11 protein-coding genes and 1 pseudogene are annotated in these 15,333 nt (G+C 61.4%); 8 read left to right on the top strand and 4 right to left on the bottom strand.

The features are described 5' to 3' along the window. Positions 1–9 precede the first annotated feature (9 nt). From CEW87_RS22840 to CEW87_RS22615, 8 genes and pseudogenes are all read left to right on the top strand, one after another. Positions 10–171 (top strand): annotated as a pseudogene (locus CEW87_RS22840) (rubredoxin); the annotation flags it as partial. Then, a complete protein-coding gene (locus CEW87_RS19125; protein WP_234421766.1) occupies positions 160–1,398 on the top strand; it encodes an FAD-dependent oxidoreductase in 1,239 nt (412 codons plus the stop codon). The pseudogene CEW87_RS22840 and the gene CEW87_RS19125, both read left to right, overlap by 12 nt. An 11-nt stretch (positions 1,399–1,409) precedes the next feature. Next, positions 1,410–2,726 carry an NAD(P)/FAD-dependent oxidoreductase gene (locus tag CEW87_RS19130; protein ID WP_199917060.1) on the top strand — a complete coding sequence of 439 codons (1,317 nt, stop codon included), beginning with the start codon at positions 1,410–1,412 and terminating at the stop codon, positions 2,724–2,726. Continuing rightward, positions 2,723–3,130, top strand: a complete 408-nt coding sequence (locus CEW87_RS19135; RefSeq protein ID WP_108975572.1) for an ethanolamine utilization protein EutQ — start codon at positions 2,723–2,725, stop codon at positions 3,128–3,130. The genes CEW87_RS19130 and CEW87_RS19135 overlap by 4 nt, the downstream gene beginning before the upstream one ends. 105 nt (positions 3,131–3,235) lie before the next feature. Further along, on the top strand, positions 3,236–4,132 hold the full coding sequence (locus CEW87_RS19140) for a LysR substrate-binding domain-containing protein (RefSeq protein ID WP_108975574.1): 897 nt from the start codon (positions 3,236–3,238) through the stop codon (positions 4,130–4,132). Positions 4,133–4,417: 285 nt separating this feature from the next. Beyond that, positions 4,418–5,962, top strand: a complete 1,545-nt coding sequence (locus CEW87_RS19145) for a BCCT family transporter (RefSeq protein WP_234421588.1) — start codon at positions 4,418–4,420, stop codon at positions 5,960–5,962. Further along, positions 5,959–7,311 carry a M24 family metallopeptidase gene (locus CEW87_RS19150; RefSeq protein ID WP_108975578.1) on the top strand — a complete coding sequence of 451 codons (1,353 nt, stop codon included), beginning with the start codon at positions 5,959–5,961 and terminating at the stop codon, positions 7,309–7,311. Before CEW87_RS19145 ends, CEW87_RS19150 begins: the two co-directional genes overlap by 4 nt. Positions 7,312–7,427: 116 nt before the next feature. Beyond that, positions 7,428–7,841: a CBU_0592 family membrane protein gene (locus CEW87_RS22615; protein WP_199917061.1), complete on the top strand. Its 414-nt coding sequence runs from the start codon at positions 7,428–7,430 to the stop codon at positions 7,839–7,841. 47 nt (positions 7,842–7,888) lie between these two features. On the opposite strand, the gene CEW87_RS19160 is transcribed toward CEW87_RS22615, so the two are convergent. Genes CEW87_RS19160 through CEW87_RS19175 form a run of 4 tightly spaced genes read right to left on the bottom strand, consistent with a single transcriptional unit; the run spans position 7,889 to position 15,324 of the window. Next, on the bottom strand, positions 7,889–9,931 hold the full coding sequence (locus CEW87_RS19160; protein WP_108975580.1) for a sodium:solute symporter family protein: 2,043 nt from the start codon (positions 9,929–9,931) through the stop codon (positions 7,889–7,891). A gap of 43 nt (positions 9,932–9,974) precedes the next feature. Beyond that, positions 9,975–12,182 (bottom strand): 3'-5' exonuclease, encoded by a 2,208-nt coding sequence (locus CEW87_RS19165; RefSeq protein WP_108975583.1) that lies wholly within the window; start codon positions 12,180–12,182, stop codon positions 9,975–9,977. Positions 12,183–12,185: 3 nt separating this feature from the next. Then, a complete protein-coding gene (locus CEW87_RS19170; protein ID WP_108975585.1) occupies positions 12,186–12,554 on the bottom strand; it encodes a response regulator transcription factor in 369 nt (122 codons plus the stop codon). 40 nt (positions 12,555–12,594) lie between these two features. Beyond that, positions 12,595–15,324, bottom strand: a complete 2,730-nt coding sequence (locus CEW87_RS19175) for a sensor histidine kinase (protein WP_108975586.1) — start codon at positions 15,322–15,324, stop codon at positions 12,595–12,597. Positions 15,325–15,333 lie beyond the last annotated feature (9 nt).

Consider the following 15,333-nt stretch of genomic DNA (forward strand, 5'->3'; position numbering starts at 1 on the left):
GAGACGGCGATGAAGAAATGGCTCTGCATCATCTGCGGATGGATCTACGACGAGGCCAAGGGCTGGCCGAAGGACGGAATCCTTGCGGGTACGCGCTGGGAGGATGTCCCCGAGGACTGGAAGTGCCCGGACTGCGGTGTTGGCAAGGCTGATTTCGAAATGATCGAGATCACCGCCCGTGTCGAACACGTTCCTGTTGAAGTTCCTGCTTTCGCGACGGTGACGCCGATTACAGTGCCGTCCCGCGGGCCGATCGTCATCATCGGCAGCGGACATGCAGGCTACAGCCTCGCAGCAGCAGTCCGCGAGCAGAACGACAAGGTCGAAATTGTGGTCTTGACCCGGGAGTCGGGCCATCTCTATTCCAAGCCGGTGCTCTCCATCGCCACTTCGCAAGGCCACAGCGCGGAAGACCTGATGGACGAGGCACCTTTCCAGATCGAAAAGCGCCTTAACATCCGCATTTACCCGCACTGCGAAGTACGTCGCATCGATGCTGACGCACATGTCGTCGACACCAGTTTCGGCCCAATGCCTTATGGTCAGCTGGTGCTGGCGCTTGGTGCCAGCCCGATCCGCCTGGATGTGGGCGGACGCCGCGACGCCATGCTCAGCATCAACAATCTGGACGACTATGCCGCCTTTCAGCGCCAACTCCGCCATGGCGCCAAGGTCGCGATCATCGGCGACGGATTGATCGGCTGCGAGTTCGCCAACGACCTTGCAAGCAGCGGCGCCGAAGTCAGCGTCATCGGCATCGGAAAATGGCCCCTCGAGCGAGCAATGCCCGAAGAAGCCGGCCGGTGTTTGCAACAGGCACTGAGCGCACGTGGCGTGCGCTGGCACCTGCAGAACTCGGTGGTGTCCGTTGATGGAGACGAAGGCGCCTGGCGGATCACGCTCGCCAGCGGCGAACAGGTGGAAGCCACTGCCATCATCTCCGCTGTAGGCCTTGCACCCAATGTAGACCTTGCAGCAGATTGCGGCATCGATACAGCGCGCGGCATCCGCACCGACGCAAGGCTGCGAACCTCGCAGCCGGACATCTATGCGCTGGGCGACTGCATTGAAATCGATGGCCGCCCGGCCCCCTACCTCGCACCGATCAACCTCGGAGTAAAGGCACTGTCCCAAACCTTGCTGGGTCGGCCAACCGAAGTTCAGTACCCGCCGATGCCGGTGATGGTAAAGACGCCAGCCACGCCAATCAGCTTGTTGCTGCCACCCAGTGTTGTCGGCAAGTGGCACAGCACAGCGACCGAAAACGGCTTCTGCTGCGCTTATCACGACGACTCCGGACGCATGTGTGGCTTCGCGTTGATCGGTGAAGCCGCGCAGGAAAAACGTCGTGCCTGGACGCAGGAATGCAGCCTGCGCATTACACAAGAAGCCGCCTGAGCGAGCAGATCATGAACCTTCCCAACGACGACAAAACTTGCGGCTGGTATGCAGCACTGCCCGCCCCCAAGCCCGTGCGTACCCTGTCAGGGCAGCAAACGGCGGATTACGTGATTATCGGTGCGGGCTTCGCCGGGCTGGCGGCGGCTCGCCGCCTGGCCACGCTCGAGCCAGAAGCCCGTGTCATTCTGGTCGATGCACAACGCGTCGCCGAAGGTGCCTCGGGTCGCAATTCCGGATTTGTGATCGACCTGCCGCACAAGTTCGCGCTTGAGCATCCGAACCCCGCACACAAGCAGCGCCTTCTCGGGCTGAACCGTGCAGCAATCGCACAGCTCGAATCGCTGATCGCTGAACACGATATCGAATGCCAGTGGTCACACGCGGGAAAATATCAGGGTGCTGTTGGCGAGCGCGGGCTTGCCTATCTGGCGCACTTCGAGAAACTGCTTTCCGGCCTCGGCGAACCCTTTCGCATGGTCGAGCGCGATGAGCTGCAAAGGGTGCTCGGCACCACGCATTACAGCCGCGCGATCTTTACCCCGGGTTGTTACCTGATGCAGCCTGCTGCGCTCGTGCGGGGGCTGGGTGATTCCTTGCCGGAAAACGTAGAGCTGCTGGAAAACTCCCCCATCACGCGGCTTGAACGCGATGGCAAGGGCGGCTTCGTGCTGCATGGCAATGCCGGGACGATTCGCACGCCACGCCTGCTGCTCGGCACCAGCATCTTCACCCAGGAGTTCGGCTACCTGAAAAACCGTCTGTTGCCGGTCATGACCTTTGCCAGCTGGACCCGCCCGCTCAACGATGACGAATGCAAACGCTACACCGGCACCTTCAACTGGGGCCTGACCCCAGCGGACCACGCGGGCACGACAGTCAGAATGACCCAGGACAAGCGCTTGATCATTCGCAACACCTACAAGCACGTACCCAAGTACGGACGCAGCATTGATGACAAGGCCCGCTCGGACATTCGCAGCGATCATCGCAAGGCGCTCGTAAGGCGCTTTCCCGACCTCGCCGAAGTGCCCTTCACCCATACGTGGGGCGGGGTTTATGCGATTTCACGCAACTTCACCAACTTCTTTGGCCAGCTTGAACAGGGCGTCTTCGCGTCAGCTTGCGACAACGGCGTGGGCGCGGCGTGGGGAACGATCTCCGGTACCCTGCTGGCAGATCTGGCGGTCGGCGCGGACTCATCCCTGCTGCACGACATCCAGGCCGTGACGGGGATGCCCTCGCTGAATCCACCGGAGCCATTCCTTGGGTTTGGGGTGCGTTCTCGCATCAAACTGGCGGCATGGAACAGCAGGAGTGAGCTATGACAGAACTTACGCAACCTCTTGTCGGCGTGCGTCTCGTCGACCACTCCGACCTTGGCTTTGTGGTTCGTGGTGGCCCGCCAGGGGCTGCCTACGTGGCGCGGGCGTTCAGCAATGAAGTGTCACCCAACCTGGGCGTCGGATTTGCGCGCTGGGAAGGTGCGGAAGTAAGCTGGACGACCCTTTACGAAGAGGTCATCTTCACCATCGAAGGGTGCCTCGAAGTCGAGTCAGACGGTGTAAAGCACGCTGTAAAGCCAGGCCAGGTGCTGCTGATACCAAAGTGCACTGCCCTGAAGTACGGCGGTTTTGCACTTTTTGGATACGTGGTCTATCCGGGAAACTGGAAAGAGCTCTGCGACGAGGAATGCCCGGACGATCCCGCTACCTGCGAACACAAACGCTGACTTGAACGCACGCTATTCAACAGCGTTTGAAGGCACAATTTCGCGCCGGGCTTGTGTGCCCGGGAAAGGCCCTAACAGAGAGGCGCTGCCGGAACGTCAAGCACAATGAAAATTCAGCCCCTTCCGCCGTTCAAGGCACTCATTGCGTTCGAGGCAACAGCCCGCCTCGGCAGTTTCACGCGTGCAGCCTCGGAGCTCAACGTCACCCAGGGCGCGATCAGCAGACAGATCGCCGTACTTGAGGACATGCTGGGCGCCCACCTGCTCGACCGCACGACACGTTCGGTATGCCTTACCCCGACAGGAGAGCAGTACTTTCATTCGGCACGTGAAGCCTTGCTTGCGCTCGCGGACGCCACTCACCAGATCAAGCGCTGGCACGGCGACCAGCAAGTCACCGTTGCAACCAGCACCGCGCTGGCTTCGATGTGGCTGCTGCCAAAGATTCCCGAGTTCAACGAACTGCATGAGGGCATCGACCTCCGCATCGTTGCATATGATCACGTCAAGGATCATCAAAAGCTCGAGTGCGACCTCGCGGTTTATTACTGCAAGAGCCTGCCTGGCGGCATGAAAAGCACGCCTATCTGCAACGAAGCCATCTTTCCGATCTGCAGTCCGGCGTATCTTGCCCGACACCCGAATCTGTCTTCGCCGCAGGACCTGGCGAATTGCACCTGGTTGTGGCTGGATGAATCCGAGCGCGACTGGATCAGCTGGACACAATGGTTTCGCCAGCTCAATCTTCCGCCGGTCACACCGCGCAACAAGATCAACCTCAACAACTATTCTCTGGTCATACAGGCTGCACTCAGTGGCCAGGGCATTGCACTGGGCTGGCACAACCTTGTCGAGCAGTATCTCAACGCCGGCACCCTCGTCAAGCCGATAGCAGACGTGCTCGAAACAGACGCCCAATTCCTCGTCCTCGAGAAGCCCGGTCCGCATGAGCGCCGAAGGAGCGTCGCGTGCTTCAGGGAATGGCTGCTCTCTCTGAAATAGCGTCTGATCTGAAAGCGGATGACTGGTCTTGACTGCCCTGCCCCGCGAATCGCGGCTGCAGGGATTTTTTATGTCGAAAGGCAAAGGCGCGGGGCTCAATGACATTACTGAAAGTCATTAATAAGCCGCACAAAAATCGTTTGTTACAGCGCGTTGATTTCTTAACAATCGTCTCACCCGATTGATTCGGATCAAGAGAGATTCTGACGTCGGTCACTGCGGTTCAGCCAGCCTCGTCGCGCTGAAGCCACACAAAAATAGAATGAGGAGACATCAATGAGAGAGATGAGCACCACACTCCCGTTGCCTGGCGAAAGCAATGCCCGGCTAATGGGACTGGACTTCCACAAAGTCATATTCCCGGTTTCGGTTGCGTTCATCGTTGCAACCGTAGCCCTTGCACTGAACGACCCGGCTGCTTTCGGCGCCAACCTTGAGGCAATAAAGGGCTGGATTCTCAAGCATTGCGACTGGTTCATCATGATCATGGGCAACCTGTTTGTGCTGCTGTGTGTCGCCCTCGCCATCTCGCCGCTCGGAAAGATCCGCCTGGGAGGGAAGGATGCGCGACCCGAATACGGCATGCTATCGTGGTTCTCGATGCTGTTCGCCGCCGGCATGGGCGTCGGACTGCTGTACTGGGGCGTGGCCGAACCGGTGGCCGCCTACACCGCGTGGTGGAAAACGCCGCTCAATATCGCTGCCAATACGCCTGAAGCCGTGCATGGGGCAATGGGCTCAACGATGTTCCACTGGGGCCTGCACCCGTGGGCCATTTACCTCAGCACCGCACTGATCGTCGGCTACTTCTCGTACAACAAGGGCCTGCCGTTTTCGCTCAGCTCGGCCCTCAAGCCCCTGATTGGCGATGCTTACAAGGGGCCGATTGGTCATGCGGTAGACGTCTTCACCGTTGTACTGACCACCTTTGGCCTGTCGACGTCGCTGGGTCTTGGCGCAATGCAGGCGACGGCCGGTATTCATCACGTGCTCGGAACCCCCAACGATTTCACCATGCAAGCCCTGTTCATTCTCGCCGTCTGCGGTATCGCCGCGGTATCGGTATGGCGCGGGATGGATTCAGGCGTAAAGCTGCTGTCGAACATCAACATGGGCCTTGCGCTGCTGCTGCTGATCTTCGCCGTTTTCGGTGTCGGTGTCGGCGTCTTTCTGTCCGGCATGTTCAGCGCTTCGGCTGACTATGTAACGATGTTCGTGCCGCTGGCAAACTGGGTCGATCGGCCTGACGCCGACTGGTTCCAGGGCTGGACGGTGTTCTATTGGGCCTGGTGGTGTACCTGGGGACCGCTGGTTGGCGTCTTTGTTGCCAAGGTCTCCAAAGGCCGTACCATCCGCCAGATGGTGACCGTGGTGATGCTGGTACCGACCATCGTCGCACTGTTCTGGTTCACCGCATTCGGTGGTGGTGCCATTGCTCAGGTCGCAGCCGGAACGGGCGCGCTGGCAGAGGGGCTCAAGGATGTGAATATGGCCATATTCCAGTTCCTTGAAGTCCTGCCGATGTCGGCGATCACGTCGCTGCTGGTGGTCTTCCTGCTGGTGATCTTCATGGTGACCTCGGTGGACTCGGGTGCCCTGGTGGTCGATAACCTTGCGGCTGGCGGTATCCCCGAAACGCCGGTGCCGCAACGGGTACTGTGGGTTGGCCTGATCGCACTCGTCACCATGGTGCTGTTCGTCATTGGTGGGGATAGCGCGCTCAAGGGCGTGCAGGCCGGCGCAGTCGCGATGGGCCTGCCCTTCATGGCCCTGATGCTGGTGCTGATGATTGGTTTTGTGAAGGCCCTGCTCCAGGACTCGCAAGCATGAGCACACTGGCATCGACTGTTCAGGATTCGAGAATCGGTGCCGGGAGCCGGCGCCGGATCGGAGGATCTGAACCAACAGATCGTCCGGGCGGCGACGCTGCTGGCGTACTCAATATGCACGCCCTTGGACCAGGCGCCGAAGCCGTCGGCGAGTGGGACAAGGCAGGGCTGGCAGCACCCGATCTTGCCGCAATGAGGAGATACAGGCTGGAGCGGGTGCGGCAGCAACTACGCCAGGCTGACTACGCCGGCATCGTGCTCTACGACCCGGTTAACGTTCGCTATGCAACTGACAGCACCAACATGCAGGTGTGGCTGTTGCACAACGCCAGTCGCTACGTATTCGTTCCCGCAGACGGACCCGTGGTGCTGTGGGAATTCGACCACTGCGACTTCCTCAGCGGTCACACAGACTCGATAGACGAGATCCGCCCCTGCGTACCGTGGTTCTATTTCTGTGCGGGTGATCGCATACCTGAGCAGGCCGAACGCTGGGCAGATGAAATCGCTGCACTGGTGCATCAGCACGGAGGCGGAAATACCCGGCTCGCGATTGATCACTGCAACCCGGAAGGCATTTCCGCCCTCGCCCGCAGGGGCGTTGGCGTGCATAACGGTGAGGCGATCATGGAGCGCGCTCGAGAGATCAAGAGTGGCGACGAGCTGCTTGCGATGCGTCGCGCCATCCATGCGTGCGAAACGGGCATGACAGTCATGCGCGAGCATCTGCGCCCCGGAATCTCGGAGCAGCGGCTGTGGAGCTACCTTCATGCCGAGAACATCGCCAGAGGTGGCGAATGGATCGAGACCCGTCTGCTCGCCTCAGGTCCGCGCAGCAACCCCTGGTATCAGGAATGCAGCAGCCGCATCATCGAAAACGGTGATCTTGTTGCTTTCGACACCGATCTCGTCGGTGCCTATGGCATCTGCGTGGACACTTCGCGCACCTGGCTGTGCGGCGACATGGCGCCCACAACCGCGCAGCGCGACATCTACAGCCGAGCCTATGAGCAGATCCGCTTCAACACCGAATTACTGCGTCCCGGTGTGAGCTACCACGACCTGACGCACAAGGCGATGCGTTATCCGGCTGAGGACTTTCGTCATTACACCTGCCTCTATCATGGGGTCGGTCTGTGTGACGAGGCACCCATCATCTACTTCCCCGAGGCCTGGCAGTCCTTTGGTTACGACGGCGTGCTCGAACCGGGCATGGTGCTGTGTGTCGAGAGCTTTCTGGGAAGGACTGCAGGCGGCCCCGGCGTAAAGCTGGAGGAGCAGGTATTGATTACAGAAACCGGGCACGAGGTGCTTACCAGATATCCATTCGAGGAGCAGTTGTTGCGATAGGCCTCCCCTGCACCGGGCTGAACAGCCCAGCCCGATGCCGAGGATGTCTCAAAGGCTGAATTCAACACGACCCTCACGGGCGGTATCTGCGGATGCCGCCCGTTTTTTGGAACATCATGAACCTCCCTGACGTGGTTGGACTCATCGGCGTCATCTGTTATCAAATTGCCTATGCAGGCCTGCAACTCGGTCGCTTCAGCCAGCGCGACGCAAGATACATCGGGCTCAATATTCTTGGCCCCGGCTGCCTGCTGTTCTCGCTCTTCTTCTATTTCAACCTCGCATCCTTTGTCACCCAGGTACTGTGGATGTGCCTGACCATCCTCGGCCTTGCGAAGATCTGGGGGGAGCGTAGAAAGCCGGCAGCCGGCAGTCCGCCGAGCTCACTGGTCACCGTGCCTGCTGCGGGCGTGAGCGAGAACATTAGAGGAGTCCCCAGCACCCGCCCGTCAACAAAACGGTCAAAACGAAAAACCGTTCGATCAAGGGGAAGACGTCAAATCTCCACCGCCCGTTCTCACTCCAGATAAGCGCTACGGTGTAGATGCAACCCCGGCCTTCCATCATATGGAGAAACCTAGGCGCGCCCTTCTGAAGTATCCGGATTCGGCAACTGCGGATAGCGCACGTAATCCACCAGATCCTGGATCTCCTTCGGCGGGGGCGGGGTCAGCAGGCTGACGATGACGATCACCGCAAAACCGAGCGGTACGCCGAATACGCCGGCCGAGATCGGGTTGATCTCGAACCAGGCGTTGGCCATCGAGCCGCCGAAGAAGGGGTGGGTGCGAACGACGTAGTAGAGGGTGACGCCAAGCCCGATCAGCATGCCTGCCACCGCGCCGGGGCGGTTTGCGCGTTTCCAGAAGATGCCGAGCACCAAGGCGGGGAAGAAGGAGGCGGCGCCGATCGAGAACGCGAGGCCGACCATGAACAGGATGTTGTCCGGGCGCAGCGACGCGACCCATGCGGCCACGACGGCCACCACCAGCAGTTGCGACTTGGAAATCACCAGCCGGCGGTGGGTTGAGGCGGCAGGGTTGATGACCTTGTAGTACAGGTCGTGCGACAGCGCGTTGGAGATGGTCAGCAGCAGGCCGTCGGCAGTCGATAGCGCGGCGGCGAGCCCGCCGGCGGCGACCAGACCGGTGACGACGTAGGGCAAGCCGGCGATCTCAGGGGTGGCGAGCATGATCACATCGGTATTCATGGTCAACTCGGCGAGTTGCAGGATGCCGTCACCGTTGATGTCTTCGATGTGCACGAGCCCCACTTTGCCCCAGGATGCGACCCAGTCGGGCAGGATGGAAAGGCTCGAGCCGATGACGTTGTTGTACACCTCCCACTTGGCAAACACCGCATAGGCCGGGGCGGTGACGTAGAGGAGGAAGATGAAGAACAACGACCAGAATACCGAGCGCCGCGCCTCGACCACGCCAGGGGTGGTGTAGTAGCGCATCAGGATGTGCGGCAGCGCCGCCGTGCCGACCATGAGCACGAAGACAAGTGCGAGAAAGTTGTTGCGGGAGGCCGTCCGCTCCTGCGGCGTTCTTCCCGGGTGTGCGTCTGCGTGGCGAGGTGGCGCACGCGAACGTTCGAGCGATTCCGCCTGTGCCTTGTTCCACTGCACTCGCGCCTCTTCGGGCGTTCGCGGCAGGTCGCGCAGCGAGCGCTCGGTTGCCGCAATCTCGCGTGCCGAGGCGTTCTCCAGCCGCATGATGTTGAGACGCTCGATCAGCGAACGGCGCTCGGCATCGAGCGAACCCGGCAGGTCGGCAATCTTGCTCGCGTAGTCCTGCGATCGATAGCGATACTGCTTACGCGCCTCGACTTCGCCCGGATCGACGAGCAATTCGGCCTCACGCTCCGTCACCTGACTGAGCACCGTCCCGTACATGATCTGCGGCACCGGAACCCCGGTGAGCTTGTAGGACAGAATGACCACGGGCACCAGATAGGCAATGATCAGGATCACGTACTGTGCGACCTGGGTCCAGGTCACCGCCCGCATGCCGCCGAGGAAGGAACACACCAGAATGCCGGCGAGGCCGATGAACAGACCGATCTCGAACTCGACGCTGACGAAGCGACTGGTCACCAGCCCCACACCGTAGATCTGCGCCACGAGGTAGACGAAGCTCGCAAGCACGGTGGCGCCGAGCCCCACGAGGCGGGCGACGTTGCCCTGGTAGCGCGCGCCGAGAAAGTCGGGAATCGTGTATTGGCCGAACTTGCGCAGATAGGGCGCGAGCAGCAGGGCCACCAGCACGAAGCCGCCGGTCCAGCCGGTGACGAAGGCCAGCCCCTCGAAGCCGGAAAAGTAGAGCGTGCCCGCCAGACCGATGTAGGACGCGGCACTCATCCAGTCCGCCGCGGTCGCCATGCCATTGAACACGGCCGGCACGCGCCGCCCCGCGACGTAATACTCCGACACGTCGGTGGTGCGGCTCATCACGCCGATGCTGGCGTAGATGGCGATGGTGACGAACAGAAAGACGTGGCCGATCAGGTGTTGCGACAGGCCCAGCTGTTCACCGATGGCGAGCATCACCACGAAGAACAGGAAGGTGCCTGTGTACCAGCCGTAATAGCGACGAAGCTGTCGGGAAAAGGCGCTCAAAACTGCCGCTCACCGACGATGTCGAAAAATACCGCGCTCAGCATCAATACTTGATCCGCGCGTAGTAGGTTTTCTCTGCCGCTTCACGTGCTTCGCGCAAGGTTCGGATGCCCTTCTCCGCCAGCAGGGGAACGAGCTTGAGGAAGACCTCAGCGGTCACGATGGCATCGCCGAGTGCGGTGTGGCGCCCGATGATGGTGAGGCCAAGGCGGTCTGCAATCGCTTCGAGGCGGTGCGATTCCTGATTGGGGTGAATCACCGCCGACAGCAGCAGGGTGTCGAGCACCGGCTGATCGAAACGCAAACCGGTGAGCTGTTCCTTGAGTTGCAGGAAGCGCATGTCGAAAGCGGCGTTGTGGGCAATCAGCACCGTTTCTGCAGCAAAGGCATGGAAGGCCGGCAGAACCGACTCGACCGTGGGCTGCCCCCGCAGCATGTCCTCGGAGATGCCGTGGATTTTGGCCGACTCGGCCGACAGCGGCCGGCACGGATCGATCAGTTGCTCGAACGATTCGCCGCGCAGCAGTTTGCCATTGAGGACGCGGGTTGCGCCGATCTGGATGATCTCGTCGCCCTGAGAGGGGTTGAGGCCGGTAGTCTCGGTATCGAACACCGTGTAGGCCAGTTCGGTGAGCAGACGGTCGTCGAGCGCATGCGATCTCTCCGACCATTTGAACAGATCGAAGTCGTAGTACTCGGGGCGGCTTTCGCCGCGCAGGTAAGTCCCGGCCTCGACCACCTCCTGCGGCAATGCAGCCGGGATGAGGAGACGGAAGAAGGCGCGATGGCGCACCTTCTCGCGCTCGAGCCACATCTCGCCATCGTGGCGCTCGATGACGTCACGCACCGTCAGCGGGCTGCTTTCGCCTGCGAACTGCATGGACTCGAGTTCCCAGCTCATCACCGTTTCGGTGCTCATTGCCTGTCCCGACCAGATCAGGTCGAGGTGAACGTGGCGCCCCGCAGCCGTAAGGCGGAAACGCACCTCGCGCACCTCGAACTCGTCCGACAGCCGGCTTGCGAGATAGGTGAGCGCCTGCATCAGCGAGAAGCTATCGACCTTGAGCCACAGCGAATCGTCGACCTCCTCGAGCTTGGTACGGAGACTGATCCGCTGTTCGATCTGACGCTGGACGGCCGCGATAAGGTCGGCACCGAGCATCTCTTCGAGCGGCCAGCGCGCCTTGAGCGAATCGGCGAATTCGTTCGCCGTCTGGTCGAGGCGCCGGCTCATGGCCTGCGTCTCGTCGCGGATGACGGTACGGAAGCGCTCGCGCAGTTCGCCCTGCAGATCGGGATACTCAAGCATCTCGGCGGCTGCGCGCACATTGGCCAGTGCCGCGCGATTGCCCTCGGTCAGGGTATGCAGCATCTGGTCGCGTCGAGATTCGTTCTCGAAGGTGCGAGTGATGTTATCAAGCATCAGGATGAAGCCGGTCAGGACGCGCTCTGCGCCCTCGCCCTCGCCCTCGCCTTCTCCCTCGCCTTCCTTCTCGACCGGATCGGTCGCGGACAGCACCGGCGCCATCTGCACCCGCAGCAACTGCCCTGCCTTCGTCGTGGTCACGAAGTTGGCGACCGGTTGCACGCCTTCACGATGAAGGCGCTGGTTGATGGTCTCGAGCGCATGGCTCACCAAATTGCGCTCGAACACACCATAGATGGAACGTCCGAGACCAATCAGCTCCCCACCGCCGGCCACGCCTGGCGCGTCGGACATGGCGCGGAACTGGAGCCTTGCGCGGTTGTTGTAGAGCAGGATGCGACCGTCGAGGTTACACACCACCACGCTCTGGGTGAGCTCCGACATCAGTGCGGCGAGGCGGTTTTTCTCCTGCTCGACCGAGGCCTTGGCGTTGCGGATCTGGGTTTCGACGTCCTTCGTGACGTTGTCGCGCTGCTGCGCGAGTTCATTGACCGCCACCGCCAGCGCCTGCACTTCGGGCGGCCCCTCGGGCTCGACACGGAAGCCGACGTTGGCACCGAGCATCAGGCGCAGGTTCTCGGCCATGCGCAGCAGACCCTGCACGTACTGGCGGAACAGGTTGCGCAGCACGCCAATGCCGACGCCGAACCCCATGATGGTCAGCAGCGACCCCAGCGGCAGGTGCGGCTGTATGACCTGAATGAGCAGGTCGCGCTGACTGCCCTTGGTTTCAACCCACACCAGCACTGCGGTAAGGATGAAGGGGCCGGTCATCAGCAGCCCGAGCACGATGACTGCCAGAACGAAGCGCATGCGTGCCGACATCGTTCAGTTCTCCAACATGCTGCGCACGCGCTCCACGAGCTCCTTGGTGGAAAAAGGCTTGGTCATGTAGGCATCGGCCCCCAGCGCAAGCCCCTTGCTGACTTCGGTATCCCGCCCCTTTGCTGTCAGCATCAGGATGCGGGTGGATTGCAGCTCCGGGTCTGCCTTGATCTCCTGGCACACCTCGAAGCCACTCTTCTTGGGCATCATGACGTCGAGCAACACGAGATCAGGCCGGTCGCCGCGAATGCGGTTGACCGCCTCCTCGCCGTCCGTCGCCACAGTGACATCGAAGCCCTCCCGCTTCATCAGGAATTCGAGCGAGATCACGATATTCGGCTCGTCGTCCGCAATCAGTATTTTCTTGGCCATGCATTCCCTCCCCTGACGCCTATTTTATGCCATTCGTTCGTCAGCCCGATGCAAGCGGCAGCACAAACGAAAATATTGCGCCTTCTCCCGGCTTTGAGCTGACCCAAAGCCGGCCTCCAAAATGCTCCACGATCTGCCGGCTGATCGGCAGCCCCAGACCCGTACCCTGTGGCCGGGCCTTCGCGTCCCCACCCTGCCGGAACTTCTCGAACACCACCGGCAACAACTCGGGCGCGATTCCTCCTCCATTATCCGCCACGTCGACACGGATGCCTTCCTCGTCTACGAACAACCTCACTTTCACCCGGCCGGTCTGCGCAGGCACGAACTTGGCGGCGTTCGACAGCAGGTTGATCATGACCTGCAGCAGCCGGTCATGATCGGCCTTCAGCACCGGCACCGTGTCCGCCAGATCGGCTTCGACCACGGCACCGCGGTCGCTGAACAACTGCGCGGTCGCATCCACCGCGTGCTCGACGAGCTCACGCATGTCGATATCCGAATTGTGCCATTCGGCGTGGCCCGATTCGATCTTGGCCAGATCGAGCACCTGATTGACGAGGCGTGTCAGACGTTCGGTCTCGGAAACAATGATGCCGAGGAAACGTTTCCGGTTGGCGAGATCCGTCTTGGGATCATCCAGCATCATCTCGGAAAGCGCCCTGATGGACGTCAATGGGGTCCGCAACTCATGCGTCACCGAGGACATGAAATCGTCCTTGAGGCGGTCGAACTCCTTGAGCTGTTCATTGGCGGCGCGCAATTCGGCAGTGGCGGCTTCAAGCGCGCGCGACTTCTCTTCGAGCTGATGCGAGTAGGCGCGAACCTGCGAGGCTTCATCGAGGATGTCCATCACCTCGTCCAGGCCCAGCGGCTCCTCCTGAACCACGGTGGACACCATCACGCGGGCTGATGCGCTGCCGATCGCCCCCGCAAGCAAGGATTCGGCAAAGTTGACGAGTTCGGGATCGGCCTTGAGCTGATCGGGGCTGGAAAGCGAATGCGAGCGTGCGTAACGTCCGAACGCCTCTTCTGTCCGGTGCCGGCCAAGAAAACGGGCAACCAGCGGAATGAGTTCGCGCACCTCGGCACCGGTGCGCCAGAAGCTTGCCGGCGTGCTCAGCCCGCGCCGGAACACGTCGACGAACAGCGTCGCCTGGCTGGCCTCGGCGCCGGTAGGCGAACGCAGCAGCGACACGGCCACGTAGCAGCCGACGTTTGCAAACAGGCTCCAGAACAGCGCATGGCTCAGGCTGTCGAGCTCGCTCAAACCAAACAGCTGCTCGGGGCGCAGGAGCTCGATGCCGAACGGACCGTGCGCGAGCAGGCTCATGTCGAGCCAGCCCGATTTCGCGAACGAGGGCAGCATCAGGGTGTAGCCCCACACCAGGAAACCCGCAAGCAACCCGGCCAGCGCGCCATCGCGGGTGCCGCCACGCCAGTACATGCCACCCAGCATGGCCGGGGCAAACTGCGCCACCGCCGCGAAGCTGATCAGCCCGATGCTCACCAGCGCATAGGCCTCGCCGGCGAGCCGGAAGTAGAGATAACCCAGCAACATCACGCCGACAATGGCCCCGCGCCGGATCATCAACAGCAGGCCGGTAAGATCGCGGCCATCGTTGCGTGCAACCTCGGTGCGCCGCAGCAGCAGCGGCATCACCAGATCGTTGCACACCATGGTCGACAGCGCGATGGTTTCGACGATCACCATGCCGGTGGCCGCCGACAGTCCGCCAATGAACACCAGCAGGGCGAGCTCTATCTGGCCGGTCACCATCGGCAAGGTGAGCACGAAGGTGTCAGGGTCGACCACGCCGCGACCGAAATGCAGCAAGCCCCCGAGCGCAATCGGCATCACGAAGATGTTGATCGCCAGCAGGTAGGCCGGAAACATCCAGCTCGCGCGCCGCAGATGCTGCTCGTTGACGTTCTCGACCACCACGATCTGAAACTGGCGCGGCAGGAAGATGATCGACAGCATGGCCAGCAGCATCAGCGAGAACCAGCCTCCGTAGCCGCCCTTGTCCACCCCGTCGAAACTCAGCAAGGACAGCAGTTCGGGGTGCGCCGAAGCGCGCGCGTAGATGTCGCCAATACCGTCGTAAAGGAAGTAGGTGACGTACACGCCGACCGCAAGAAAGGCGAGCAGCTTCACCACCGATTCGAAGGCGATCGCCGCCACCATGCCTTCGTGACGCTCGGTGGTGTCGAGGTGGCGGGTACCGAACAACACCGTGAAGGCCGCCAGCGTGAGTGCAAGATAGAGGGTGCTGTCATCCAGCCAGCCACCGAGGTGCAAGGGCCGGAAGTTGCCGTCGTGATCGCCCGTGAGCAGTGCGTACCCGCTCGAAATGGCTTTCAGTTGCAGCGCGATGTAGGGCACGGTGCCGACCACGGCGATCACCGTGACCAGGCCACCAAGCAGATGGCTCTTGCCGTAGCGCGAGGCCACGAAGTCGGCAATCGATGTAATCCGGTTCGTCTTGGCGATGCGGATCATTTTCAGCACGATCAGCCATGACAGCGCCAGTCCGAGTGTGGGCCCGAGGTAGATCGGCAGAAACCAGATTCCGCCCGAGGCGGCTCGACCCACGCTGCCGAAATAGGTCCACGCGGTGCAGTACACTGCAAGCGACAGCGAGTACACCCACGGGTTGGAAATGACCGAGCGCCCCTGGTCGGCCCGACGGTCACCAAAGTAGGCCACCGCGAACAGCACCAGCAGATAGCCAACAGAGGCGCCGATGATGACGCTGCCCGGCAGCATCAGCGATGC

The sequence above is a fragment of the Parazoarcus communis genome (genome assembly GCF_003111665.1).
In the GTDB taxonomy this organism is placed as follows: Bacteria; Pseudomonadota; Gammaproteobacteria; order Burkholderiales; family Rhodocyclaceae; genus Parazoarcus; species Parazoarcus communis_B.

What these genes read in the sequence shown, in the direction of transcription:
- CEW87_RS22615 (WP_199917061.1), top strand. Translation starts at nt 7,428, where the DNA reads ATGAACCTCCCTGACGTGGTTGGACTCATCGGCGTCATCTGTTATCAA.
- CEW87_RS19170 (WP_108975585.1), bottom strand. Translation starts at nt 12,554, where the DNA reads ATGGCCAAGAAAATACTGATTGCGGACGACGAGCCGAATATCGTGATC.
- CEW87_RS19165 (WP_108975583.1), bottom strand. Translation starts at nt 12,182, where the DNA reads ATGTCGGCACGCATGCGCTTCGTTCTGGCAGTCATCGTGCTCGGGCTG.
- CEW87_RS19130 (WP_199917060.1), top strand. Translation starts at nt 1,410, where the DNA reads ATGAACCTTCCCAACGACGACAAAACTTGCGGCTGGTATGCAGCACTG.
- CEW87_RS19150 (WP_108975578.1), top strand. Translation starts at nt 5,959, where the DNA reads ATGAGCACACTGGCATCGACTGTTCAGGATTCGAGAATCGGTGCCGGG.
- CEW87_RS19135 (WP_108975572.1), top strand. Translation starts at nt 2,723, where the DNA reads ATGACAGAACTTACGCAACCTCTTGTCGGCGTGCGTCTCGTCGACCAC.
- CEW87_RS19125 (WP_234421766.1), top strand. Translation starts at nt 160, where the DNA reads ATGATCGAGATCACCGCCCGTGTCGAACACGTTCCTGTTGAAGTTCCT.
- CEW87_RS19175 (WP_108975586.1), bottom strand. Translation starts at nt 15,324, where the DNA reads ATGCTGCCGGGCAGCGTCATCATCGGCGCCTCTGTTGGCTATCTGCTG.
- CEW87_RS19145 (WP_234421588.1), top strand. Translation starts at nt 4,418, where the DNA reads ATGAGCACCACACTCCCGTTGCCTGGCGAAAGCAATGCCCGGCTAATG.
- CEW87_RS19140 (WP_108975574.1), top strand. Translation starts at nt 3,236, where the DNA reads ATGAAAATTCAGCCCCTTCCGCCGTTCAAGGCACTCATTGCGTTCGAG.